Source organism: Bradyrhizobium sp. SMVTL-02, from assembly GCF_051853005.1.
Classification (GTDB): Bacteria; Pseudomonadota; Alphaproteobacteria; order Rhizobiales; family Xanthobacteraceae; genus Bradyrhizobium.
Map to the genome: position 1 here is coordinate 4,711,675 of NZ_CP182469.1, position 23,203 is coordinate 4,734,877.

20 protein-coding genes are annotated in these 23,203 nt (G+C 60.7%); 6 read left to right on the forward strand and 14 right to left on the reverse strand.

Translation table 11 applies throughout. The features are described 5' to 3' along the window. Window positions 1-66 precede the first annotated feature (66 nt). Complete coding sequence (locus ACNJYB_RS22270) at window positions 67-546, forward strand: GcrA family cell cycle regulator (RefSeq protein WP_439368491.1); 480 nt, start codon at window positions 67-69, stop codon at window positions 544-546. Between the two features lie 398 nt (window positions 547-944). On the opposite strand, the gene ACNJYB_RS22275 is transcribed toward ACNJYB_RS22270, so the two are convergent. Beyond that, the gene (locus tag ACNJYB_RS22275; RefSeq protein ID WP_439368492.1) at window positions 945-2,501 is read right to left on the reverse strand and encodes a porin; all 1,557 of its coding nucleotides are present in this window, start codon (window positions 2,499-2,501) and stop codon (window positions 945-947) included. Between the two features lie 406 nt (window positions 2,502-2,907). Here ACNJYB_RS22275 and ACNJYB_RS22280 point away from each other — a divergent pair, with 406 nt between their 5' ends. After that, window positions 2,908-3,414 carry a MarR family winged helix-turn-helix transcriptional regulator gene (locus ACNJYB_RS22280; protein ID WP_439368493.1) on the forward strand — a complete coding sequence of 169 codons (507 nt, stop codon included), beginning with the start codon at window positions 2,908-2,910 and terminating at the stop codon, window positions 3,412-3,414. A 12-nt stretch (window positions 3,415-3,426) separates the two neighbouring features. On the opposite strand, the gene ACNJYB_RS22285 is transcribed toward ACNJYB_RS22280, so the two are convergent. Together ACNJYB_RS22285 and ACNJYB_RS22290 are read right to left on the reverse strand one after the other, a co-directional pair. Continuing rightward, the gene (locus ACNJYB_RS22285) at window positions 3,427-4,539 is read right to left on the reverse strand and encodes an alpha/beta hydrolase family protein (RefSeq protein WP_439368494.1); all 1,113 of its coding nucleotides are present in this window, start codon (window positions 4,537-4,539) and stop codon (window positions 3,427-3,429) included. Between the two features lie 273 nt (window positions 4,540-4,812). Continuing rightward, window positions 4,813-5,784, reverse strand: coding sequence for an SDR family NAD(P)-dependent oxidoreductase (locus tag ACNJYB_RS22290; protein WP_439368495.1), 972 nt, complete (start codon window positions 5,782-5,784; stop codon window positions 4,813-4,815). Window positions 5,785-6,389: 605 nt separating this feature from the next. Between ACNJYB_RS22290 and ACNJYB_RS22295 the strand changes: the two genes are divergently transcribed. The 4 genes from ACNJYB_RS22295 (at window position 6,390) to ACNJYB_RS22310 (ending at window position 11,749) form a co-directional block, all read left to right on the forward strand. Then, a complete protein-coding gene (locus ACNJYB_RS22295; protein WP_027547402.1) occupies window positions 6,390-6,629 on the forward strand; it encodes a hypothetical protein in 240 nt (79 codons plus the stop codon). Between the two features lie 1,738 nt (window positions 6,630-8,367). After that, window positions 8,368-9,639 carry a tyrosine-type recombinase/integrase gene (locus ACNJYB_RS22300; protein ID WP_439368496.1) on the forward strand — a complete coding sequence of 424 codons (1,272 nt, stop codon included), beginning with the start codon at window positions 8,368-8,370 and terminating at the stop codon, window positions 9,637-9,639. 948 nt (window positions 9,640-10,587) lie between these two features. Further along, entirely contained in the window at window positions 10,588-10,893 is a 306-nt protein-coding gene (locus tag ACNJYB_RS22305) for a DUF3892 domain-containing protein (RefSeq protein WP_439368497.1), read from the forward strand. A gap of 571 nt (window positions 10,894-11,464) precedes the next feature. After that, window positions 11,465-11,749: a DUF3892 domain-containing protein gene (locus ACNJYB_RS22310; protein WP_439368498.1), complete on the forward strand. Its 285-nt coding sequence runs from the start codon at window positions 11,465-11,467 to the stop codon at window positions 11,747-11,749. 293 nt (window positions 11,750-12,042) lie between these two features. Here the strand turns inward: ACNJYB_RS22310 and ACNJYB_RS22315 are convergent, their stop codons facing one another. The 11 genes from ACNJYB_RS22315 to ACNJYB_RS22365 all read right to left on the reverse strand — a co-directional run bounded on the left by ACNJYB_RS22315 (window position 12,043) and on the right by ACNJYB_RS22365 (window position 22,641). Next, window positions 12,043-12,432, reverse strand: coding sequence for a hypothetical protein (locus ACNJYB_RS22315; RefSeq protein WP_439368499.1), 390 nt, complete (start codon window positions 12,430-12,432; stop codon window positions 12,043-12,045). Between the two features lie 51 nt (window positions 12,433-12,483). Continuing rightward, complete coding sequence (locus tag ACNJYB_RS22320) at window positions 12,484-12,897, reverse strand: hypothetical protein (protein ID WP_439368501.1); 414 nt, start codon at window positions 12,895-12,897, stop codon at window positions 12,484-12,486. Between the two features lie 700 nt (window positions 12,898-13,597). Then, on the reverse strand, window positions 13,598-14,017 hold the full coding sequence (locus ACNJYB_RS22325) for a hypothetical protein (RefSeq protein WP_439368502.1): 420 nt from the start codon (window positions 14,015-14,017) through the stop codon (window positions 13,598-13,600). After that, on the reverse strand, window positions 14,014-16,512 hold the full coding sequence (locus ACNJYB_RS22330; RefSeq protein ID WP_439368503.1) for a phage tail tape measure protein: 2,499 nt from the start codon (window positions 16,510-16,512) through the stop codon (window positions 14,014-14,016). Before ACNJYB_RS22330 ends, ACNJYB_RS22325 begins: the two co-directional genes overlap by 4 nt. Window positions 16,513-16,651: 139 nt before the next feature. Further along, window positions 16,652-16,975 (reverse strand): phage tail assembly protein, encoded by a 324-nt coding sequence (locus ACNJYB_RS22335; RefSeq protein ID WP_439368504.1) that lies wholly within the window; start codon window positions 16,973-16,975, stop codon window positions 16,652-16,654. A 17-nt stretch (window positions 16,976-16,992) separates the two neighbouring features. After that, a complete protein-coding gene (locus tag ACNJYB_RS22340) occupies window positions 16,993-17,181 on the reverse strand; it encodes a hypothetical protein (protein WP_439368505.1) in 189 nt (62 codons plus the stop codon). An 18-nt stretch (window positions 17,182-17,199) separates the two neighbouring features. After that, window positions 17,200-17,961 (reverse strand): hypothetical protein, encoded by a 762-nt coding sequence (locus tag ACNJYB_RS22345; protein WP_439368507.1) that lies wholly within the window; start codon window positions 17,959-17,961, stop codon window positions 17,200-17,202. 262 nt (window positions 17,962-18,223) lie between these two features. Continuing rightward, window positions 18,224-19,843 carry a phage portal protein gene (locus tag ACNJYB_RS22350; protein ID WP_439368508.1) on the reverse strand — a complete coding sequence of 540 codons (1,620 nt, stop codon included), beginning with the start codon at window positions 19,841-19,843 and terminating at the stop codon, window positions 18,224-18,226. 105 nt (window positions 19,844-19,948) lie between these two features. Continuing rightward, window positions 19,949-20,293 (reverse strand): hypothetical protein, encoded by a 345-nt coding sequence (locus ACNJYB_RS22355; protein WP_439368510.1) that lies wholly within the window; start codon window positions 20,291-20,293, stop codon window positions 19,949-19,951. A gap of 2 nt (window positions 20,294-20,295) precedes the next feature. Next, the gene (locus ACNJYB_RS22360; protein WP_439368511.1) at window positions 20,296-22,107 is read right to left on the reverse strand and encodes a phage terminase large subunit family protein; all 1,812 of its coding nucleotides are present in this window, start codon (window positions 22,105-22,107) and stop codon (window positions 20,296-20,298) included. A gap of 18 nt (window positions 22,108-22,125) precedes the next feature. Beyond that, window positions 22,126-22,641 (reverse strand): hypothetical protein, encoded by a 516-nt coding sequence (locus ACNJYB_RS22365; protein WP_439368512.1) that lies wholly within the window; start codon window positions 22,639-22,641, stop codon window positions 22,126-22,128. Window positions 22,642-23,203 lie beyond the last annotated feature (562 nt).

Here is a 23,203-nt window from a genome sequence, read left to right on the forward strand (position 1 = left end):
GCGCGCGCCGGACCTGATGCGGACGGATCTTGCGATGGCCGACATCTGCAACCTGGGACCGTACCAATGCCTGTTCTCTCACCAACCTGGACCGACGAACGAATTGAACTTCTGAAGCAGCATTTCGAGGCCGGCCTCTCCTGCCGCGAGATCGCGGCCGACATCGGCGTCAGCCGCAACGCGGTCATCGGCAAGCTGTCCCGGCTCAATCTGACGCGCAGCCGCGCGGTCGAACACCGCAGGCTCGAGCGGAGCCTGGCGCCGCCGGCGCGCGCGAGACGCGCCGTGCCGCGGCTGCAATACGAGATGCTCGCCACGATCTACGGCGAGAGCGACGCGCCCGCGGTTGCAGGTCCCATCGACGACGCCAATCGCTGCTCGCTGCTGGAACTGTCCGAGAACCGCTGCCGCTGGCCGATCTCGAGCCCGGGCGAGGACGATTTCTGCTTCTGCGGCAATACCGCGCCCGACGGCCAGCCCTATTGCACAGGTCACAGCCGCCTCGCCTACCGGCCGAACTCGCGCGCCCGCATGATGCGCGGCTAAAGCAAGATCCGGAAAAGCGCGAAGCGGTTTTCCGGAAAGATCATGCGTAAACAACAACCTGACGCGCGATGCCGATTCATCCACGCGCGTTAGCGTCTGCTTGACGCGAACCGGTTATCCACGTCGCTCGAAAACGCTTGCCCAAAAGAAAAACCTCCGGCGGGGCATCACCGGAGGTTCCTGGAGGCTTAGCGTGAAGCTAAGAGCCGCAACTTTCGTATCTGGCCGAGCTCTATATAGCTGATTAACTCAGGTAAGTAAATAAGTTTGAAGGGATCGAATCGCATGGCTCGTCTTCGTTCCCGGCAGAGGCCTCCTGTTTTCCCGAACTCCTTCTGTCAAGGAAAAGCCCCGGCGGTTTCCCCGCCGGGGCTTCATCGAGTCCGATGGACCCCAGCTTACCAGTTGCGCTGGGCGCGCAGCAGCATGCTGTAGGTGTCCTGGTCCTTCAGCTCGTAGGTGGCCGCCGGCTTGGCGACGCCCGTCAGTGCACCGGTCGTGATCACGCCGGAATACTTCTGGTCGAGATGGCTGTAGGTGAAGTCAGCCGAGAAGGTCAGGTTCTTCACCGGCGTCCAGCGGGTGATGACACCCACCTGGCCGATGTTGAAGTCCGGGTTGCAGGTGCCGGTCAGGGTAGCGAACGCGGCGCTGCCGCAGATCAGACCCTTGGCCGTGCTGCTGTAGTTGACCGCAGCCCACGCGCCGTAGAGCGCCGTGTTCCAGTACGGGCTCCAGTTGTGGGTGTAGGCGCCACGGAAGCCGTAGGTCTTGGTCAGCTCGAGGCCGCCGCCCGGACCGAACACCGCGTCAGACACGCCGGCGAAGCCGATGCTCTGATACGCCGCGTTCGAGCTGCCGAACATCGAGTAGCTGGTCGCGGCCAGTTCCTGGAAGTTGTAGCGGCTCGCACCGTCGGTGTAGACGCCCGAGATGTTGATCACGTCGCCGGCGCCGGTCGGGATGTTCTTGATCTGCAGAGCGAGCTGGACGGCCCAGCCCCACTTGTCCTCGGGATGGCCGGTGACTTCGGTGGCGCCATAGTAGCCGACATGGTTGTCGTGCGCGGCGACCGACGCCTGGAACAGGCCCCAGGCCTGGTCGACGCGGACCATGCCGACGATGTCGGGAGCGCGGGTACCGCCGAGGTTGTTCGAGCCGTAGGCACCGCCGAGGACGCCGGTGGTGCTCATGCCGGCAGTGTTCCAGATGTTGGTCTGGAACACCTGCGTCTGGTCCTGCACCGAGAACGCGGCCGTCACGCCCTGGCCGAAATCGGCCGTGTAGGTGGCCTGAACGACGCCGTTGGTGGTGCCGCTGCCGCCGACGAGCTGGTCGAAGTTGTTGCCGGGATAGTTGATCCAGGGCGCGTCGAACTGCGAGACCGCCTTACCCAGCGTGAAGCCTGCGAACTGGATGAAGGCGTAGTAGACGCCGAGCGCGCCGCCCGAAATCGCGCCGTCGGTGCCATTGACCGCGCCGCCGTTCGATCCGACCAGACCCGTGCCCGCAGCGTTGAGCCCGAGCGTGCCGCTGTACTGGGTGCCGCCCGTTCCCGAACCGGTGCCGACATAGTTGCCGGTCGTCCAGGTGAAGACCGCGTCGAAATAGGTGCGGACCACGCCGTACTCGGTCGCGGTGCGCGTGTCGATGTTGAGGTCTTCACGAGCGCGCATCGAGTAGTAGTTCGTCAGACGGTTGTTCGCCGCGAACACGTTGCTGTACTGGCCGTTGTAGTTGCCGCCGGCATTGAGCGCCACTTCGGCACGCAGATAACCGCCGAGCTTGATGCAGGTGTCGCTGCCCGGGATGTAGTAGAAACCCGCGCCGTAGAGCGAGCAGACCTTCACGTATTCGACCGCCTTGGCCTTGACCGGAAGATCAGCCGCCTGAGCTCCGCCGACGGCGATCAGAGCCGCCGCAGTGCCGAGCAAAAGGCTCTTCACCATTTTCATTTAAAACCTCCAAGTTGCTCATTTTACGGAGACTGGACCGTGAGGCCCCCCAGATCCCCGTCTCTTCAAATCCGCTCGGCCGCTTCGCGCTTTCGGACACACCCGCTTTCGACGCGAGGGACGTGAGCGAACCACCTGCAACGGGACGATCGAGTACCCCCCACCGTCGCGAAGCAATATGCCTGCTCCATTACACTAATCAAAATAGTTTATTAGATCAGCTTTGTGGTTTCACTAAACCTGTGCCCCGAACGCAACACCCGGAGTGGCCGAATATGCTGACCTGCTCATCTTTGTAGTTTTAGTGACAAAATTACCCTGCTCTGCACTTGCGTCAGGACAGGCTTGCGTGGACTATGCCCCGCACGAACACCGGCCTGAAGAATCGTTTCACGGGAGTGATGCTGTGTCCGCGACGAGGAAAGAAGGAGCGCGCCTGCGCTCCATCGGCAATCTGGATATCATCAGGCGCTTCACCTGGGAGATATCCTCGATCAACATGTATCTGGAGGAGCTGCGTCAGTTCTGGGCGAGAACGCTCGGCATCAGCGGCCCGCAATGGTTGATCCTGATGGCCATCTCCGACCTCGACAAGGACGACGGCGTGCCCGTCAACGTCGTCTCCAAGCTGCTCCACGTCGATCCCTCGTTCGTCACCACCCAGTCCAAGCTGCTGGAAAAGAAGGGCCTGCTCCGCCGGCGGCCCTCGCCGACCGACGCGAGGGTCGTGCGGCTGTCCCTGGTCGACAAGACCCAGAAGCACATCGCGAGCCTCAACGAGCAGTACAAGACGATCCGCGAATTCGTCTTCCAGGAGTTCGACGAGAACGAACTGACGGAATTCACCGCCAAGCTCGCGACGCTGAAGACGAGGCTGGAGAAGGCCTGCGTCAGGATCTCGCTCGATTTCTGAAACGCGAGGCGCTCAGGCGCGCCGTCCGGCGCCGAGCCGCGTCTCCAGCCAGTCGAAGATGTATTCGTTGGCAAGACTCGGATTGTCCGCATGGGCCTGCGCCGCGCCGGTCTCGGCCGCGGTGAACACCTTCAGCGCGATGTCGGAGCTGGCGAGCCGGGACTGCTGAACGATCTGACGTGCGCGGTCGGCCTTGAGCCAGCCTTCCTCGCCGAGCGTGATCAGCACCGGGCACTCGGCGCTGGAGGCCATCAGCGGCGCATGCGGCACCGGGACGATGCTGAGGTCGCTCATCGCAAAACGGCTGGCGAAGAAGGATCGTTCGTGCAGATCCCACAGGCCGCCGTCGCAGACCGCCGCAGCCAGCCGCGGCTCCTGCAACACCGCGCGCGCCACGAAGGAGGAGCCCCACCCGTCCGCCACGATGGCGACGCGGTCGAAATCGACGTCGTCGCGCGTTTCCAAATAATCCATGACGCTCGCAATCGAGCTCTCGAGGTCGCGACGCTGCAGAAGCGCATCGGTGTAGTCGTCGCGCTGGTCGCCGAGCAGGTCCAGCGCCAGCATCGACAGTCCGCGCTCGCGCGCATGCGGGGCGAGCTTGAACAGGAATTCTTCCTTGCGGTGTCCAGGCTCGCCGATGCAGATCACCGTCGGCGCCCGCCCTCGCACCGACGGCGCGGGCAGGAAGTAGCCCTGCAACGCATGATCCTCGACCCAGGGAATCGTCACGACCTCGCCCGCCGGCGCGCGCGCCGTGAGATAGCGGCGGGCACATTCCCGCATCGCCAGCACCGCAACCCAGCGGCGCTCGTCGGCCGGATCGAGCGGCATTGCGGCTGCGCCGTAGTAGTTGAGGGCGCGAAGCCAGTTGCGCTGCGCGGTCGCCATGTGGCCTTCGGCAAACGCGGCCTCGGCACGGTGGCGATTGGTCCGCGCAAGCTTCTTCCACTCGCGATGCCAGGATTGCTCGTCGCCCCGCTTGAGCTGGCGCGCGATCATCAGGCATTCCGCGATCGTGGCACCGCCCTCCTGGGCCGCGGTGAGGAGCCGCGTGAATTCAGCGGAGATGTCCTCTCTCTCCGGGCAAAGGGTCCAGGGGTCGGAGAGGCATGCGGGCATCATCGGAGCTACGCTCTATCATCGCGTTACTCCTGATTGAGTAAACTATTTTGCTTCGGCAACCAAGCTGCCGCGCGCGCCATTACAGGTGTTTGAGATCACCATCGCTTGAACGATGCTTGAACGATGGACCGTCTCGCATGCGTGACATTCCAATTCGTCATGCGGCTGCGAATATTTGGCAAGAGGTGGCACGTCAAATGACCTGCGCACCTCTTGTCATGACGATCATCATACCCATATCCGCGCGCCGCCGGCCGTCACGGCGAAGCAGACTCAACCGAGTCGCCAGCCGACCTCCTGCGTAAAGCTTTCGTAGAAGGCGCGGTCGTAGGCCTGCTCGGGCGTGGCGCGGACGCGCTCGTCGAGGCGCCTGGCGTCCTCGCCCACCAGGATGCGCCAGCGCTCCGCCTTGACGCCGTCGAGGATGATCTTCGCAGCCTGCGCGGCCGTCGTCGGCGCATCCTCCAGGAAGCTGCGGGCGCGCTCGGCGAATGCCGCCTGGATGTCCTCGTCCGACATCTTGTCGGCGTCCGGCACGCCGGCGGTGACCATGCGCTTGCGGGTCAGCGCGACCTCGTCGGCGTTGAGCCGCTCCGAGCCGTCCGCGCTCTGCACCTTGCGCGAATTGGAGACGATCGATGTGCCGATATGGCCGGGCATCACCACCGAGCATTTGACGTGCGGGGCGTGCAGGCGAAGGTCGTTGATCAGCGCTTCGGTAAATCCCTTCACCGCGAACTTGGCCGAGCTGTAGGCGGTGTGCGCCTGGTTCATGCCGATCGAGGCCCAGAAGCCGTTGACGCTGGCGGTGTTGACGATGTGGGCCTCGTCGGCCGCGACCAGCATCGGCAGGAAGGTGCGCACGCCGAGATAGACCCCGCCCCAGCAGATGTTGAAGGTGCGCTCCCACTGCTCGCGCGTGTTGGTGAACAGGCTGCCGCCGCCGCCGATGCCGGCATTGTTGAACAAGAGATGGATCCTGTCCGTCTTCTGCTGCTGGGCGAGCTCGTCGCGGAAGCGCTTGAGATGATCCTCGATCGCGACGTCGGCGACATGGGTCGTGACGCGCAGGCCCTGCGGCAGCTTCTCGACCTCGCACAGCCGCTTGGTCTCGGCCATGGCGGCCTCCGAGACATCGCACATCGCGACATTGCAGCCCTCGGCAACGAGCTGCCGCGCTAGCTCGCGCCCCATTCCCGTGCCGCCGCCGGTGATGACCGCGATCCTTCCAGCAAAATCCTTCATGGGACTTTCGGCCCCTCCCCTTGTCGGTATGTTTCTTGTCACTGCGCAGCTCACGCAGCCGCCCGCAAAATGTAGCAGCGTCGCATTCGCACGTAAAAGCAGAACGGCGCCGCCATGGGCCGGCATCCGTTATTTCGGCCTGCGGACTATTCGAAAGGCTCGAGTGCGGCACGTCGCCATCGATGATGACCGCATGCCATTCTCGTCCGCGATGGCGAGGACGCGCACGACCATCGCCTCGTCGTCATGCTGAACAGAGAATGCATCGGCGCGACGAGTACGGAATCGCCCTCGCGTATCCCGCGGTCTTGTGGCGGTCCCGCGCGCCCGGCGAGTATCCATACCAAACCGAGCCTATCGGCATGCCCACCCCCCGTGAGCGGCCTCACAGGCGGAAAGCGGCGCGGCGCTTACAAGTGCCCGCCCTTTCCGGCTCCCGTATTTGTCCGGCTTCGGTTTAGGGGCAATTTTTACAATCCGAATCGTCAAATGAAGGTGGACGCCGGGTCGAGTTGTCAGGGCCAGCGTGTTGTTTGTGTCACAGGCTCTGGCACTCCGCTTGCATCCTCTTTGTGGTCTGAAACTAGCGATGAGAGGTGACAGGAATGTTCGTGACAGTCGTTGCCGTGCTCTGCCGGCTGGGCGCATCCGCCTCGGGCGCTTGCGTCGAGGAAATCGTGACCGATAGCAACATGACGCCCGAAATGTCCATGATGCAGTGTGCGATCGGTGCACAGGCACCGCTGGCGAAATGGATGGGCGAGCATCCGATCTATCACGCCAACTGGCGTCTCGAGCGCTACAAATGCGTGCCGGGTCACTACGAGATCAAGGGCCACGCCTGAGGGCCCCGCAAAATTACTGGTGCCGGATCGACGGCTACCAGGACGACTGATCCAGGAGGAAACGCCCCGGGGGCCGCCTTATCCCTCCATGCGGGCACCGCCAGCGCCGGACCGTTCGCGTCAGCGCGCTCTGTGACGATGATCACGTCACATCCTTAAGCCACCTCACGAAAGATGATCGCACGTGCCCGCCGTCCCCCCCGGCGTCGGCATCAGCGCATAGTTCGCTCCTGATGTCGTCTTTCGCCCAGTCCCCGGCCCGACGATGAGATGTTCGATCCAGTTAAAGTCATTAACGGAACGCAGATTTCGCCTGAGGCATGCAAAGAGATGGAGGCGCGTCAAACGGCAGTCTGGGTCAGCGTAGAGAGCAACGGATACTGCCTCAGATACTACGCTGCAGGCTGGGTATTGCAGCGATGATCGAGCAATCCGAGGAGCAATTCAGACGATACGGCGTGCCGTTCATTTTCCTGGCCAGGCCTGGCACGTACCGACACCTTGACATCACGCTATCACATCGGCCGCTGGGTGCTTGGAGGGCATCGCGGAGGCGGGACGTTTGCGGCAGAGTTCCTTGCCCAGCGCAATGATCTTCAGTGCGTCGTCCTTTCTTCTCCGGCTGCGGCGTATCGCGCACGATTGACGGCGAGGGGATGGGTCAGCCGTTTGAAGACCGAAGTCTTTTTGATCCTTATGATTCCTTGAGGAAAATACCGGATAACCCGCGCAGGATATTCCTGATCTCCGACCCGCGCGACTCCAACATCCCGTTCTCAACACAGGAACTGTATTTCAATGGGCTGAGTCGCTTGGACATGCTGCTTGGCTTGCCCCACTCGCGAAGGCCCGAGGCCCGACGTATCATAGCCTCGTCGATTTTGGCCAAGCGGCCGAAGGAATGTGTGCAGGCGGTGTGGCGACTGACGTCTTGCTGCAAACCTTGCGTGCGATGCCAATGCAGTCAGATCGCATATCAAACCAGGCTGACGCCACGGCCTCAAAAAGCGTCGCCCGTTCGTTAGCGACAACACTCGCGACATCAAAAGCCGCCGGGCGGCTGCGCTTGCACATATCGCGCCTTCAACGAACGCCGCCACGATCGAGGCCGTCGCGCACAACTCGGTGCTGAGCCAGGCCGAGATGCTGTCGGAGAAGACGGTGATGGTGCTGGCGGAAGAGACGACAAGGATGGTGGGGCATCTGAGGTAGCTGAAGCGGTGCCCCGAGCTGCGGACGCTATTTGCTGGCCACGAGGCCCATCCACAATCCGGCACGATGACGCCACATCCTGTTTTGCCCGACGCGTCAAATGGATTCGGAAAAACGTCATTCAGCCGTTGGCATCGCTACCGTGCATGGGGTTGTTTTCGGCATTTTGGTTTCCGGCGTCCGCCGTCGCGACGGACCGTCGTGCACATGTCACCGGCGGGAGCAGGCTCCGCGCCGACGACCGACCGACAAATGAGTTGAGAAAAAATGGTCGGAGCGAGAGGATTTGAACCTCCGACCCCTAGTCTCCCAGTGATGCCGAGGCCGAACAGCGACAAACATCGGCAATGCCCACGGATGACCAATAATCTCCACTTCTCAATCGGATAGCTCAGCTCTCTAATGCGCAGTGGTTACCAACAGATACCACCAAACCCCAGGCCAATGTTTCCCAAAAGTTTCCCAAATTGGCTATAACCGCCTCCGGCACATCATTACAGACTAGGGCGCTAGAGGGGCGAAGGGCATGGCTACCGGTCGAAATAGGCTCGCGAGTAAGGCGGTCGAAAAAGCCATTGCGGAGGCCAAGGACGGCCGGAAGCGGATTGAGCTGAGCGACGGCGGCGGCTTGGTCCTGCGCTGCCCGCCGTCTGGCGTGGCCAAATGGACCTTCGCCTATCGCTCCCGCGCCAAGGGCGGCATGCGCCGCGTGACGCTCGGCCTCTATGGCGCCAAGGCCCCGGGCCTCAGCCTCAAGCTCGCCCGGGAGGCTCGCGACCGGGAAGAGGCCAGGAATGGCCAGGGCGAGGACCCCAAGGCCGCACAAGAGCGCCAGCTTGTCGAGCACAGGAAGGGCATCCTCACGTTCGGGGAGCTGTGCGACCAATACCTCGCGTACATCAAGGCCGTCGACCCCCGTACCGGCAAACCGCGCAAGAGCAGTTGGAAAAACGACGAAGGATACCTGAAGCGCCCCAGGGCGAAGTTCGGTAAGCGCTCAGTGGGCTCGATTACCCGGGGAGAGATTAGGGAGTTCCTCGAAGAGATCGCTGAGACCTCTCCGTCTTCGGCAAACCGGACCCAATCAGTTATCCGCACCATGTGGGGGTATGCGAACGACCGGGAGATTTTGACTGAGAACTTTCTGCACGGCATGAAGAAAGTTGGCGGCAAGGAAGTCGAGAAGGACCGCGTTCTCACGCTCGACGAACTGAAAGCCTTCTTTGCGATCCTCAACGATGAGAAAGCGGGCATCACGGACGGGACGCGCTTAGCGCTGAAAGTCGTATTGCTGACAGCCCAGCGCCCGGGCGAAGTCGCGGGCATGATGCGTTCCGAGCTTCACGGTCTCGACGGGGAAAAGCCCCACTGGATCATTCCCGCTGTACGGACGAAGAACAAGAAAGCCAAGCACACAGTCCCGCTCTCCCCGACGGCGGTCAAGTTGATCGAAGCGGCCTTGGAGATCGGCAAGCCAGAGAAGGGAGAGGACAAAAGTGACAGACCCGTGTTCGCCAGTCGCTTCGAAAGCGTTGGGGTGCTTGCGCGCCACTCTATGAGCCAGGCTGTGCGGCGCTTGTTGGAAGACAAAGAGCTGGTAGCCTTCACGCCCCACGACCTCAGGCGAACGGCCGCGACAATCGTTCAGGCAGCACGGCTGCCAGTCGATTACGTCAAGGCGTTGCTGAACCACAACGATAAAGGTGTGACCGGCGTGTATGCCCGTTGGCACATGTTCGAAGAGAAGCGAGAGGCAGTTGCAGCGATTGAACAACAGGTAACACACGTCGTGGGTTGACAACGGCTGCGAAGCAGAGCGCGTCCCGCCTCTACTTCTTTCCTTTTGCTCGCTCCGCCTGCCGTTTTCTATACAGCTCCGGCTGCTCGCGTTCAAAGCGCTGCTACGTGATCTAGCGTTGGTGACCAGCCCCTTCCTCGAAGGTTGGGGCTGGTCCCCTTTGCCGCTTGGCGCGGCTCGACGCAGCCGATCAGTTCTGATTCGCCTAGGTTTTACGGCGGTCCCTGAGGAGAAAATAGAGGTTGTCATGGCGGCTGGCGTCGTGTCTCGCACAGAAGTCGGCGAAGATCGTAGCCGCGTCCTCCGGCGAAAACTGCTCTACGCGGTCACGTAGCCCGATTGAGGGGCCGTTAACTAACGAGTCGGCGACAGTCCCAACGTTGCGCATTTTTTTGTACTCCATAGGTGATGAAATCGACGCACACTGAAAGTCTGCACTTAAGGTTGTCGGAGTGGCTAAACTGCGGCGCGTTCACCCCGCACCCTCTAGAAGATCGCGTATGCGCGCAGCGATCCGCCGCGCGTCCTTCGGCCTAAGATTGGGCTTCACGTTATCGAGTATGCCCAACACTGCCCGAGCCTCCTCTGCATCAAATGTCGCGACTTGGCGATCTGCCAGGCTCAAAGACTGATCGGCCGCGCGGGCCTGATTGGCTGCAAGCACCTCAAGCGCTTGCAGCCGTAGGGCTGTGATGTGCCGCTCGAATATGTGCATCCTTTGGTCTGTACCCTACAGGCGTCTCAAGCGGTGGTGGCTAGCCCGTCTCTGGGCACGAGCTAGCCACCTTTGCTCCCGAGAGGCTGCGTTCTCAAGGTGCGACCGCTTTGTATCGCTGAGAAGTGGCCTTGGAACCTATCAAAATTGGTGGGGACGAGAACTGGCACAACTACCTGAATTGGTCGGCAGCATGGTCCGCCACTGAACGCTAAGCTGGTTGCTCTTTTTGCATGCGGAAGAAGAGGACCCCCGTGGCCAGACTCGCACGCGTTCGTTGCATCAGTAAAACCGACAGGACGAATCCACACGAGAGAATCAGCAGCATCGGCGGGGTATATTCGAACGGAAGTCAGTGGAAGCAATCTGTCGTTCAGACTATCAGAGACATCGAAAGCGGCGCGTGGGAATTCTATATCCAGGAAGACGGGCTCACGGCTGGTTTGATCGTGGCCAAACACGAAGGGCACAAGTACATCAAGACAACAGCGGACGGAATTCAGCCGAACAATCTCCTCTCGCTCCCTGAGTGTCCGTGATGGTTATAGACCCCAGATCGCGCTCACCGGCCTGCACGTCTAGAAGCCAGCCAGTCTGCCAGCGGATCGCTTGAAGCGCCATCGGTAGCAAGACCAGACGCCCGGTCCAGATACCAATCAATCGCCTTGCGATCCCAACGCTGAGTGCCGGGGATAGCCTCCGGCACCAAGCCCTTCTTAATCCACGTATTGAACGCGTCCTTGGAGCAGCCACAATAGGCGGCCGCGTCGGCCTTAGTGAGGCCCCGAGGCGCGATCTGATCGGCGCGTAGTATCCGCTCCGAACGTCTCAGCTCTGCGGGCGAAGGTTTGTCACGCTGATGATCACCGTCCATTTGGACCTATTGTAGAAGTTAGCGGCAACGTGACTCGGCGCCCCGAGCTGGAACTAGAGGCGCTGTCCCTACCACGCCCCGCTAACTTCAACACGGCCAGCCTCAAGCGTCTGAAGCTGACGGCGGAAAGTATCGTCCGGAAAGCCCGTGGCACAACTACCAGAATCGGTCGGCCCCACGTCGTCAGGCACTCTCTAATCTGGTCCGACAGCTTGCCGAAACAGGAGACACCCAGCATGCCCAAACGCGTGCGCATTCGTTGCATAAACAAGACCGACCGGCGAAGCGCTCATGAGAGAATCAAATACGTCGGCGGGCTGAATTCAGACGGAACGCGATGGAAGCTATCCGTTAAGGAGACTATCCGAGACCTCGAAAGCCGCGAGTGGGAGTACTACGTCGAAGAATCAGGCGTCACTGTCGAAGTCATCGTCGCCACTGACGGCCGACACAAGTACATCAAGACAACAGTGGATGGAATTCAGCCGAACAACCTCCTCTCCCTCCCTGAGTGTCCGTGAGGAATTATGCGTGCTAGATCGCAGGCAGTGCGGGCGCGACTCGGCGCTGTTCGGTTGCGTTGGATCAGACGCTGTCCCTACCGCACCCGCGCTGCGATTGAGATTAGCGGTGACGTGACTCGGCGCCGGACCGTTCTGGTTAGATAGCGCTGTCCCTACCACATACCGCTAATCTCAATGTGGCTGTGTATTCGGGCTAGCTTTCCAAAAGCTGACGAGGCCCGCGTGCGGCAATTTACAAACGAAAAGCGGCCCGTGTGTGGGCCGCTCGCCGCTAAGCTAAACTCATACGCCTACAGGCGGTCTTTCTTGCCGGTTTTCTTTCTCGCGCGAAGCCGATCTTTTTCAGCCGTCAGTTCGCGCACTTTTTTACTAGTATCTTCTAGTATTGCTTCAAGCTTGGCGTTGCTTATACGCCCCGGTATCGGTTTTGGAGCCGCGCGCGGGTGACGTAATCGGTAAAGTTGGATGGTCAATCCGTAGTACTTGTTCAAAAGTCCCGTAAGTTCAGCATCCAAACCGCTAAGGTGACCGTACTCACAGAGCTTTATGTGTTCGAAAACTTGTGCCTGCACTTCATTGGACTGTGCCACGGATAAGCGCTTCTTTTTGAACAGCAACTCCGAGAGTCGGTCGCGAATATGCTTTTCCACGTCTTCACGTTGGCTAATCACGGTACGCATGGTTCCCTTGCTCCTTTGAAATATTCGGTCAGCTCGTTGGTGCGCACGCACTCAGGCCGCAGACAAAAGCCGTTCAGCGCGCTCGCGCTCAGCGGCGGCTGTACCCGGGCGACGCGCCGGGTGGTTGATCAGCCAAGCTATTGCATGCTTGCGGCTGATAGCCCTTACGACTTCACGCTTCCGCCCCTCGTCGGGCTCGACCTCATGAGTACAGCCGAGGCCGCATCCCCCCGTGCAATTGGGGTAGGTTGGGCATCGCGCCCCGTAGAAGGCCGGAGCGGCCCCCGGCTCTTGCGTCTCTTCGATCAGATAGAGCTTGCCGTTCGGTTTGTGCATCAGGCGGGAGTGAGTCTCGCACCAAGCCCCGTCTACCGGGTCGCGCTCAAGGCTGATGCGTGTGACGATGGCTGTATCGACTGCGGTGTTGAAGGTCTTCGAGTTCGAGACGTTGCGGATGACTTCCATTTTAGTTCCCCTACAGGCTTCTTAGTGAAACGCCGCAGAGACTGATGGAAGCCCCCGCTGGCGGCGGGAGGCTAAGAACCTGTAGAGGACAGGCGCGCTTATTCGTGCTGTTTCCAGCCTTATTTCGCGGCCCTCCCGCCATAGCTGAACGTCAAACGGAAATCCGGACACAAAAATAGCGCCGTTGACGTTCGGCGCTTTGGGCGCCTCTAATGGGGTTCTTAGGCCCCACACGATCTATCGACCGTGCAACCATACAATGCACAACCGTGCCGTTTCTGTCAACGCCAAATCCGATCTACGTCACTGATTTTACGGGATTTTTGTAAGGTTACGCTCATTACAAAACTGACGCCCATTGCGACCTAGAACGATCAGAGCGCAGCGAACGGCCCGCTGATCTCCCCGTATCTCTGCTTCAGTTGCCGCAAGCGCTGAAGGCCAAGCGCTCTCTCAAGCATCGGCTCGCCGCAGCATTTCATCACGACCCGAATGGCGCGAGCCGGAATGTCCTGCCGTCGTGAAGCCGCCCACGCTAGGAACGGCAACACGACTTCGGGAAGTTCGTCAGTGAGGCGAAGCACGTTGATTGCATCGCCCCCACATTGCCTCAGCTTCGCGAGCGCGTGTGCGAGGACATCGGGCGTATCAGCCTCGACGGCCGCAGTGCGCGGCGCGAATTGCAGTTTGACTACACTGCTCACTCTACGCCCCTGCCGAGCCGAACGACCTTGACTTCGATACGCGCAACGCTGTCAGACTTGATGTCTGTTACCTCGAAGGCTTCACCCGTGCGAATGAGCGTGATGCGACATCCTTGCAGCAACGGCCATGGCAGCGTCTTGCGATCGAAAGTGAAGATGGGGACGCTTGTGGTTATGAGCGGGCTCAGCGAATGGCCGCGCGCATGCACCTTGTTATCGCCCATCACCACGGTCTCAGGCTTCGCCATGAAGACAGCGGTCACAGTCACAGCCCTGTCAGGCTGAGGCGCTCCGGGGAAGTTAGGCCTCCCCGGAGTCACGGGCATAACCAGAACGGGTTCGCCCATGTTGTCGTCAATGGCTGCGCTGACACGCTGCATGCCTGCGCGCCACGTTTGTGGGAATAGCATCGTCATTGTTGCTCCCCTGTCGGCGGCCCCTGTGTGGGCTTGACCGAATTGTCGCCAGGTCCCTGCATTCCAGTGCCGAGCTGGCCGTTGAGTTGAACGCGTGCAGCCGCTTCAGCACGAGCCACGACGGCTTGAAGGTAAGCGGACGGCTCGACGGTGACCGTGATGTTCTGATGCATCTCAGCCTCGCCGCTCACAGTCCCGTGGACTTCGGTCGACGTTGATACCTTGCCGTCGCCCCATCCCTGCGAGGGCCGCGTTGAGCCCGCAATGATGGAGTCCTGCCAGCCCTGAGACTGAATGATGCGCGCAGTATCGGCCGAAGGCAGACGACCGATGTCCGATCTCAGGATAGCGTCGCTCATTCCCTGCGGGAGCCGCGCTAATCCCGCTATGATAGAGTCCTGCCAGCCCTGAGACTGAATGATGCGCGCAGTATCGGCCGAAGGCAGACGACCGATGTCCGGCCTCAGAATAGCGTCACCCCATCCCTGCGAGGGTCGTGTTGAGCCTGCTATGATGGAGTCCTGCCAGCCCTGAGACTGAATGCCCATATCGACTGATGGCAACCGACCGATGTCAGGCCTCAAAATAGCATCAGGCCGCAGCACTCTACGCCCGCCACCAGTCCTGGGGTTCGGGTTGTCGGAGTCGTATTCCCACGGGATGTCTGTATTAATCATTCCGGGGATAACTCTACGCCCGCCTCCAACTCTTGGGTTGAGGTTGCTGTTTGAAGGCGGAATGCTCTGCAAGAACAGGATTGTCTCAAGGACACCCGCACCGAGTAGCGTAGCCGCCGTGCCGACGCTAGCGATCTTGCCGAGCTTACTGGCGGCCCCTGCCGCACCTCCGGCTGCGTTTGCACCACCCGCAATCGCAGCGCTACCCGCCAACCTCTGCAAGGCTGCGGACGCTTCGACCGCCGACGTGGTGAGCGTCGCGAACGCTTTGACGAACATGCCTCCCGCCGTCAGCCCAGCCACGGCTGTAGTCGCCGCAGCGAACTGAGTGGCAAAGGACTGCATGGACGGGCTGAGCGTATTGAACGCATTCGCGACCGCCGTGGCCCCGTTTACCAGCGGGGTGATCCAGCCCTCTGAAGCTTTCACGAGAGTATTTTGCAGAGCATCGAACGAGGCGCTTAACCTGTCCGTCGCGGCTGCAAGACCTTTCGACATTTCCTCAAAGACTCTTTGACTGTAGCCGTCAGCGTGGAGCTGATCATTCTTCGCTTCGTTGTACTGATCGCGGGCACCCAATAGCGCATTTGCGCGAGCGCCCTGCTTGTCGCCAAGGAACGCCTGCAACAGCATGGGGTTGTTCGCGTTCAGCATCGCGTCGAGCAGCTCGCCGCCGCGAATGCCGCCCTTGGTCAGGTCGAAGTAATCGTTCGCGGTTTTGGTGAGATGCTTTCTGTCGGTCTCTGAGAGCTTTTCGCCATCAGACGTTCGGGCCTTGACTACGGCCTCAGCGAACTTACCGCGATCAGACAGTAGCTTGTCGCCTTGCTCTTCAATGGTGCGGTTGAACGTGTCGATTGCCTGCTTCGACAGGCTCTTGCCGAACTTACGGGCCAAGCTCGCGCTCAGACCCTCGCCGGAGATCGTTCCATGCGACGAATATTCGTCCAAGTTGATCCCAGCTTGCGCGGCAGCCTCACGACCTTTCGCTGTCGGCGCCATCATGCGCGCGAAGAATTGTCTGGCGAAGACGCCACCTTCACTGCCCACGATGCCACTGCGCCGAAGGGCCATGCCCATGGCGAGGTTCTGTTCGGGCGACACGTTGACCGTATGGGCCGCCGCAGCGGAATAGCGGGTGTAGTCGAGCACGTCCTCAAAGGACATGTTGGATTTCTTCGTGGCTACCGCCGCTAGGTCGTTCAGGTGTTTGACCTTACGCTGTGCGTCTGCCGGGCTTTCGAAATGAACGCCGTATTGGGAAATCATCGCCTCCATGAGTTCCGCGTTGTGCTCCGCCGTAACGCCCATGGCCTTTGCGCCAACCGCAGTCGGGTCGGTGATTGCAAGGTTGGTCCGCGCGTCGTACTTCAGGCGCCCAAATATCTCGTGGGTCTTCTGAGTGGACTCCACGCTGTTGCCCGTACGCGCTGCGAGCGCGTTCTGTTGCTTGCGAAGCTCTTTCATCTCGGCTTCGCTGTAGCCGGTGCGCGCCTTAATCGACTGATCTTCTCGCAGGTATGGAATTGCGTGTTTGATCGCGTCGACGCCAGCGTGTGCGACTCTCAGGCTCGCGTATCCCGCAACCGTCGCAGCGATGGCCTTATGCGCCGAGTGGATTTGATGCAGGACGCCCAGATGCTTTTGCGCGGCAGCCGTAGCGGTGTTGATGCCCCCAGCGTGTTTACCCATGCCGTCGCCGCTGAAGGCCTCTTTGGCGACACGCTCGGCTTGCTTTAGCGTCGCGATCAGCTCGCGCAGCTTTGGCGACGCGAGATCGTTTGCACTGATCGTTGCTGTAACTGAAGGGTTGGACATTGCGTCGTCCTTTACATATTTTTCTGTGCGCGGTACGCATCAAGGTCCGCGAACATGTCCGCGTATTTTATGAGTTTTGAGAGCCGCATAGACTCAGCGTCGCTGACGCTGAGTCCCCGGTCGCTAATCAACGCTGCGATTAGACGGCGGGCGGCGCGGAAGGGTTTCTGTCGGGCACAACCTGCACGATGATCTCAGCGATCTTGTTCCTGAGGCGCATGAAGTCCGAGACCGAAAGGTCCGACAAGATCAGGTCGTCCACGCCCGTCATCGCGGCGGCGAACTGCATGATGGACTTATTGTCGAACACGTACTCGAAACCGTCGCTGTCTTTGGACGGTTTGATCTGGAACGGGTCGTTGTATTTGACCAACAGCCCCGCTTTTGGTTCTTTCAACGTCAGCTCGCTAACGTCGCCATTGTGGGTCTTGAGCGGCTGAGACAGTGCGAAAGTGATAGTCATGGTGAGTGTCCTTTGGGTTAGGAGTTTGGGATCAACTTCAAAGCGTCAAAGCCGCAATGAGGGACTTGCAGCACGAGCTTGTCCCCCTTGGACATGCGGGTAATCCTGCCGGGCTGCAAATTTACCTTCTCACAGTGAGCAGCTCGCGCTTTAGGTTTCCGCAGCGTCAGCTCATCGCCCTTGCGGAGGTCAAACTTGTAGGTCATACCGCGTGTCCTTTGCGGTTAGGGGTTGGGGATCAGCTTCGAGGCGTCGAAGCCGAGCTGAGCGAAGGCCTGGGCCAGCGGCGTTCCCACATTCTCGTGGGTATCGAGAGCGAGCTTGATCTGCTTCGCTTCTTGCGTCATGCCCTTGCCGTTCGTGTACAGCGTGCTGTAACGAATCTCAGCGAGGCGCTTGAGCTTCGCGGGCTCGACGGCGCTTGCATCTGCGCGCGGCGCCTTGACCTTGTACCCGTTGTTTTTGTTGAATGCGTTCATGGTGCTGCGAATTTCGGCAAGGCGTGCAGCGCGCGGGTCGTCATTGGTCATGGTGGTCTCTTCTACGGTGTCAGTGTCAGTGGTTTCGGTAGGCAGGCCGCGCAAGAAAGCGATGGCCTGATCGACTGAAAGGCTTTCAGGTCCGCGCGACGTAACAAGCTCGGCCGTCGCGGCCGGTCTGTCTTTTGCCTCGGGTGAAGTAAAAATGGCCGTGCGCCATGCGGCGGACGAGTCGGATCGCAGTGCAGTTCGCTTCGCCCCGTCTTTCGTGATGGCAAAGCCTAGTGTCTTCGCGGTGGTTTCGGTGACGGTCAGCCCGAAAGGAGGTAGGACTGCCAGGTCGAGATGGTCCGAATGTCGAGTGGCGATGCGCTCGGCCGGTTTGAGCAGATCGGTATAGGCGGCAATCTCGTAACCGAGCGCCTCAGCGTCCGCGCGAGACATCGTCTCACCGGATGAGAGGAGTACGTCTCGGCGGGAAGCCGGGTGGGTGTAGACGGTAGTCATGCGTTGACCTCAGTATCGGTGATGGCGTCGTGCGCCCATCGGGACATACGGCCCGACCCGGACGGCTCTTCCGGCCCCACCTTCGCAGATGGCTTCGAGGCGGCGGATTTCGTGTTGCAGCGTCTTGGCGTCTGAGCGGTGCCAGGTCGTCCACATGTCCCCGTTGCGGACTTGTGCTGTGGCTTGCCCAGCTAGGAGTTGGTAGTAGGCCGCGCGCAACGCGGATAACATCGCACAGGGACTGTCTACGGTCGGTGTGTAGTTAGTCATCGTGTTGCTGTCCTGGTTTTGCGGGCGGCTCGTCCCTTTCGGGCTCGAAGTCGTCGCGATTCTTTGGCACGGGGTACGGCAGGCCTGCCGCTTCGAGTTGCTCGCGCTCTGCTTTTCGTTGAGCAAGCACCTCTTCAAAATCGAGGCCGCGCTCACCAAGCTTCGCTTCGAGCGTGGACAAGCCATTTTCAACCTCAAGGATATCTGCCATCGCTGCCTTCAGCGGATCGGCGACTGGCTTACCTTCGCCACGCCACACAGCGTTACTGTAAGCGTCGGTAGCCTGCCAGAATGCGGGGGCGCCGTTCGGAAGACGGATGCGGCCCGTCTCGCAAGCCTCTTCGAGCCAAGCAGCAAACACCGCTTGGTAGAACGGCTCAACGATGGCACTGCGTCTGCGCTTATTGATCCGCCACGGCAGCTCTTGCGCAAGGCGCGAAGCGCTGAACGAAGTTTGCGAGTAGTCACCGCTCACGTCTTCTGCCGATGAGCCTGCAGCCTTCGCAGCCTCTCGGCTGAGCGACTTGTCAAGCACGTCATGAACCATGTTCGGGCTGTTTGGCCGGTGCATGACCAGCTTGTCGCCCTTATACATATGGGTGACTAAACCCGGTTGGAGGTTGACCCTGACGTTCTCGTAATATGACGCCCGCGCCTCCGCCCAGGCCTCCGGCGAAACGCCAGCGGGAGCAGGAACATCCATCGCGTCGACGGTAGTGAGCGACCGCAACGCTGCATCGCGGGGCAAGTCGGATTCCACTGTCGCGGCGACCATAGATTGAACAAGCGCAGCCGCAAGTCCGAACTCTCTTAGCGTCGACTTTGAGTGCGCGGGGGTGAGTGCGGCAGCTAGCGGCGAGATGCCACGTATCTGGCCGGGCACGATGATGTCAAAAAAATGCGCAACCCTCGTGCGCCCCCACGATGTACGAGCTTTGACGAAGACAGCCTGAGGCGCCGAACTGAAGTTGCCAAGCACGAAAGGCCTGACCCAATAGCCCTCAACCCTGCCGTTCTTATCGAACTGCACGCCCTGCATGATGCTACCCCCGCCATTGCCTTCCGCGACCCGGGTGATGGTCTGGTCTAGCTGACGAACGTCCAGCATGTTGACCTTCGTGCGCGAGACCGCGCCCACTGATTTCTGCCAGTCAATAGCAAACAGGGTCTCGCCCGTGAGCAAGAAGCTCTTATAAGCAGCGACGGCCAACTGATGCAGCGAGTGACGGCCGGACGCGTCGCACTCTGCGCCGTTCTTTGCCCATGCTTGCCAGGCCGTTTCGATCTGGTGCGACAGCTCGCGTGCGGCTTCCTTCGAGATACCGAGGGCGCCATAGTTGGGCCGCGACGAAAGCGTGAGCCCGTTCCCCACTGCATATGTCGCGAAGCCCTCGACCAGCGCAGCAATGACGGGGTTGCACATCAACAGATCAAGCGTGATCGAAGAGACCAGGGACCGCTCGCGGCTGATCTCCGAACCCGGCATTCCCCAATAGGGCTGCCAGCCAAGATTTCCAGCCGTGAAGGGCGCACCGTCGTATCGTGCCCATACCAGCGAGGGCTTGCCATCAGTGCCGGACATGATTCCGGCCTTTTCCGATACACCCACCATGCTGGATATCGCCGTGGCGGGGCTGATCGCGCTCTGTGCGGCAGACGCCGCAGCGGCAATAGACCGTGACGGCCGACTGCGCGTGGATCGCTTAGCCATTTTCGGTTAGCCCTTCTTGCGGCTGGCGTTGAAGGCCTTCATGCCGACTTTGATCTCAGCGAGGCGCGCAGCCTTCGGATCGGCCGCGATGTTGACAGTCGAAGGGCTGACACCGATGGGGCCTTCGCGGTCCATCGCGGCGAGGTACGGGTTAGCGGCCGGGGCCTCAGCAAGAATGCTGCGAGCGGTCTCTGCATCAAGAGCCGAGCCGAGCGCGAGCTTTTGAGCCATTGCCGGATTGCGCTTGCCCTCGGGGCTTTCGAGAATAGCCGCGATGCGCAGGCGCTCGGCTGCGATAGCGGCATTGCGATCTCCGCTGACAGTTGCGGCGACGGTGGGTTTTTTAGACATAGTTACCTCGTGGGTTGGGATGAAAGAGCCGCGAGTCTTTTCGCGGCCTCTAGGAACGATGACGATTTGCCGGGCTGTGCAAACGGCTTTGTGGTCGCGGCCTGCACGTGTGGGTGTTTCGCTATGGCCGTCGCGTAAACCAAGCAGTCGAGAGGCTCATTGCGTTTGACTATGCGATGGTAGGCGTATCGCGGCGCGCCCTTCACCACCTTGATTCGCAGCTCTTCGGAGGCGAGGCCCTCGAAGTAGTCAGCGTCCAAATGATCGGGCAGCCTGATGTAGCCTGGTCCGATCTCTTGCAGCGCCAGCGCTTTTTGCACCGCGAGCTTGCCTGCGTCAGACCCCACGATGAGCAAGCGCATTTGGCCCTTGAGCCGCCCACCTTGGGTGAGCGGCAGCCGGTCGAAACCTTCCTTGCCCTTCACCGCGTATGACGCTCGGGACTTCCGGCGTTGTGCCAGCACGAACTTGACGACTTGATCGGCATTGAAGCCGGAGTCGATGGCCTGTATCTGAACGGGCAACGTGCGCCCGTCTGTCGTCTTGAATGTCGACCCCATCGCTTCGTCAAGCTGACGCCAGACTGCATCGCCGCTTGTATCGCCCATCAACTTGATATGGTTGAGAACGCTGAACGTCTGATCGCTGTGCACTCCGAGAAAGGTGGCCTCAAGCCGGTCAGCCTGAACGTCAACGCCCGCTGAGACGAAGAGCAGGTTCGCCGCATAGGGCGGCCCGATCTTCTCGGCGCGCTGTTGCAACTCAGACGAGCTTAGCTCAACCTCTGTGCCCGCGTCGTACACCTGAGCAAGCGTTGTATTGTAGAAGGCCTGCTTCTGCTCTGGCGTCGCGGCCCCTTCGTATTGTTGCGCAACCGAGGCCATGGTGCTGAAGAGCGATGTCAATTCGGTCAGGTGATAGGATCGAATGCCCTTCTCGCCTGTCGCCGTGGCTTGCCAGCGCCCAGCTTCGATCATTGATCGGCGAGCGCGTTCATCGTGGATGACGCCGCACTCTTCGCAAACGAGGTGGGCGGTCTCGGGCTTGCCCGGCTCCCATTTCAGGTTCTCAAAGTCGATTGGCGCTGAGTGCTGACAGTCGGGACAAGCAACAAAGAACTTCCGTTGATCTCCCCGCAAATACCAAGCATTGATGCGGGAGCCGACCCGAGTAGTCGGCGTGCTGACGATGATGATCTTGCGGCCTTTGCCTTCGAACGTCTTCGTTCGCTTGACTGCCAGGCCGATAGGATCACCCTCAACACCTGCTGACGTTGCGAACCTATCGATCTCATCGAGAAACAGGTATTTAATAGCGCGCGCCGCGAGTTCGTCGGCCTTGAAGGAGGACGCGAAGCTCAACTGCCCACCCGGGAATGTTTTCGCAGATACGGAATCAATCCCGCCGCTGCTTCCCTTGCGTGTGTCTTGACCCTTGCCGATAAGCGCCCTCAACGCAGGCGACGAGGCCACGAGCGGGTCGAAGCGTTCGCGTACAAACTCCTCCGAACGCCCTCCGGTCGGGGAGACGTGGAGCAGTGGCCCCGGGTCGCTCGCGATGCAGTGGCTCATAATTGCGTTGATAGTGGTCGACTTGCCGGTTTGCGATGCCAGCATAAGCACGATGATTTCAACGGCATCTTCAGCGACGGCGTCGATTGGCTCGCGCTGGTATGGCGCGAGACGCAACGGCCCCGGCAACGCGTTCGCACTGGCGGGAAGGATAATCTCGCTTTCAGCGAATGCGGTAGGCGCGACAATCGGCGGCGGCGCCCAAGCGTAGAGCCACGCCTGCGCCAGTGCGGTGTCGGGCATGGCGGTAGATACTTTCAGTTATGACAGCGCTTCGGCCTCAAGCGCGGCTAGAAAGCGGTCGCTATCGGAGAGCACGCCAAGCACGTCCCTCACCTCTTGGGTGACGATGCGCGCGATGTCTTTTGTGTCGGTCTTGCCCACTGCCTTGTCAGCAATGCGCGGACCAAGCGAAAGCAAAGCGGTTCGAACTTCGGCGATAAGGCGGATGCCGGTCTGTGTGACGGCCTCGCGTGATATAAGCGAGCCCCGGAGCTTCCCGTTCTGTATGCGCATCTTTTCGACGCGCTCCCGGTCTAACTCGGCCCTTGCCGCTGTGTAATCACTACTGGTCCCGCCCTCGCCCCTGCCGTTCGCGGCATGACCAAGCGTCTTATCTTTGTCGTTGAACGTCCGCGCGATCTCGACGGCGCGCTCGAAGTCCTGTTCGGCCTCTTGCTCCGACAGGCCAGCTTCCGCTAGCGCGCGGCGCACGCTGGTGCGGCTGATGCCGATCTCGTCAGCGATCTTGCTGAAGATACCCTTGGGGCGTCCCATGTCGGGCTGTCCTTTCTGTGCACGTCCGCCGCGTTTTGGGTAACGGACGATCAAAAATTCAATGATTTCAATGCGAAACAGTGCGCGCAGTGGACCGCTCGGCCCTTCGGAGGGGCTCGGAGGGGACCCATGAAGGCGCTTGCCATGGCCTCACGGGCTTCCGCGTGGGTGCTGCTTGTGATCGGCGCGCAGTTAGTCCGCGCTGTGAGCTGATCGCCCGCGCGGTCGTGTGCGCCCATGCTGCGTCGGTGACATAGTCGACGCGCGCTTCCTAGGCCGCACGGGCGATGCTGACGCGCGCAGTCGCGAGAGCTAAGCTGCTCGGCCTGCCGCGTGGGATAGATGCGCGCGGCGCCCTTGCGGAGCCTGCCAAGACGCACCAAGGCGCCGCGCGCTGCGCCCGCACTCCGGGTGGCGCACAACCCATCAAGCGGCATGTCCAACCGCGAAGGCGTGCGCCCGTCCTAGGCGGGCGGGTCTTAGGTCAGAACTCGCTTGGCATTTTCTCTGGCAGTTGCCGAGCGAGTAGGAGGTTGTGGGTTCGTCGGAGCTTGGCAGCGAT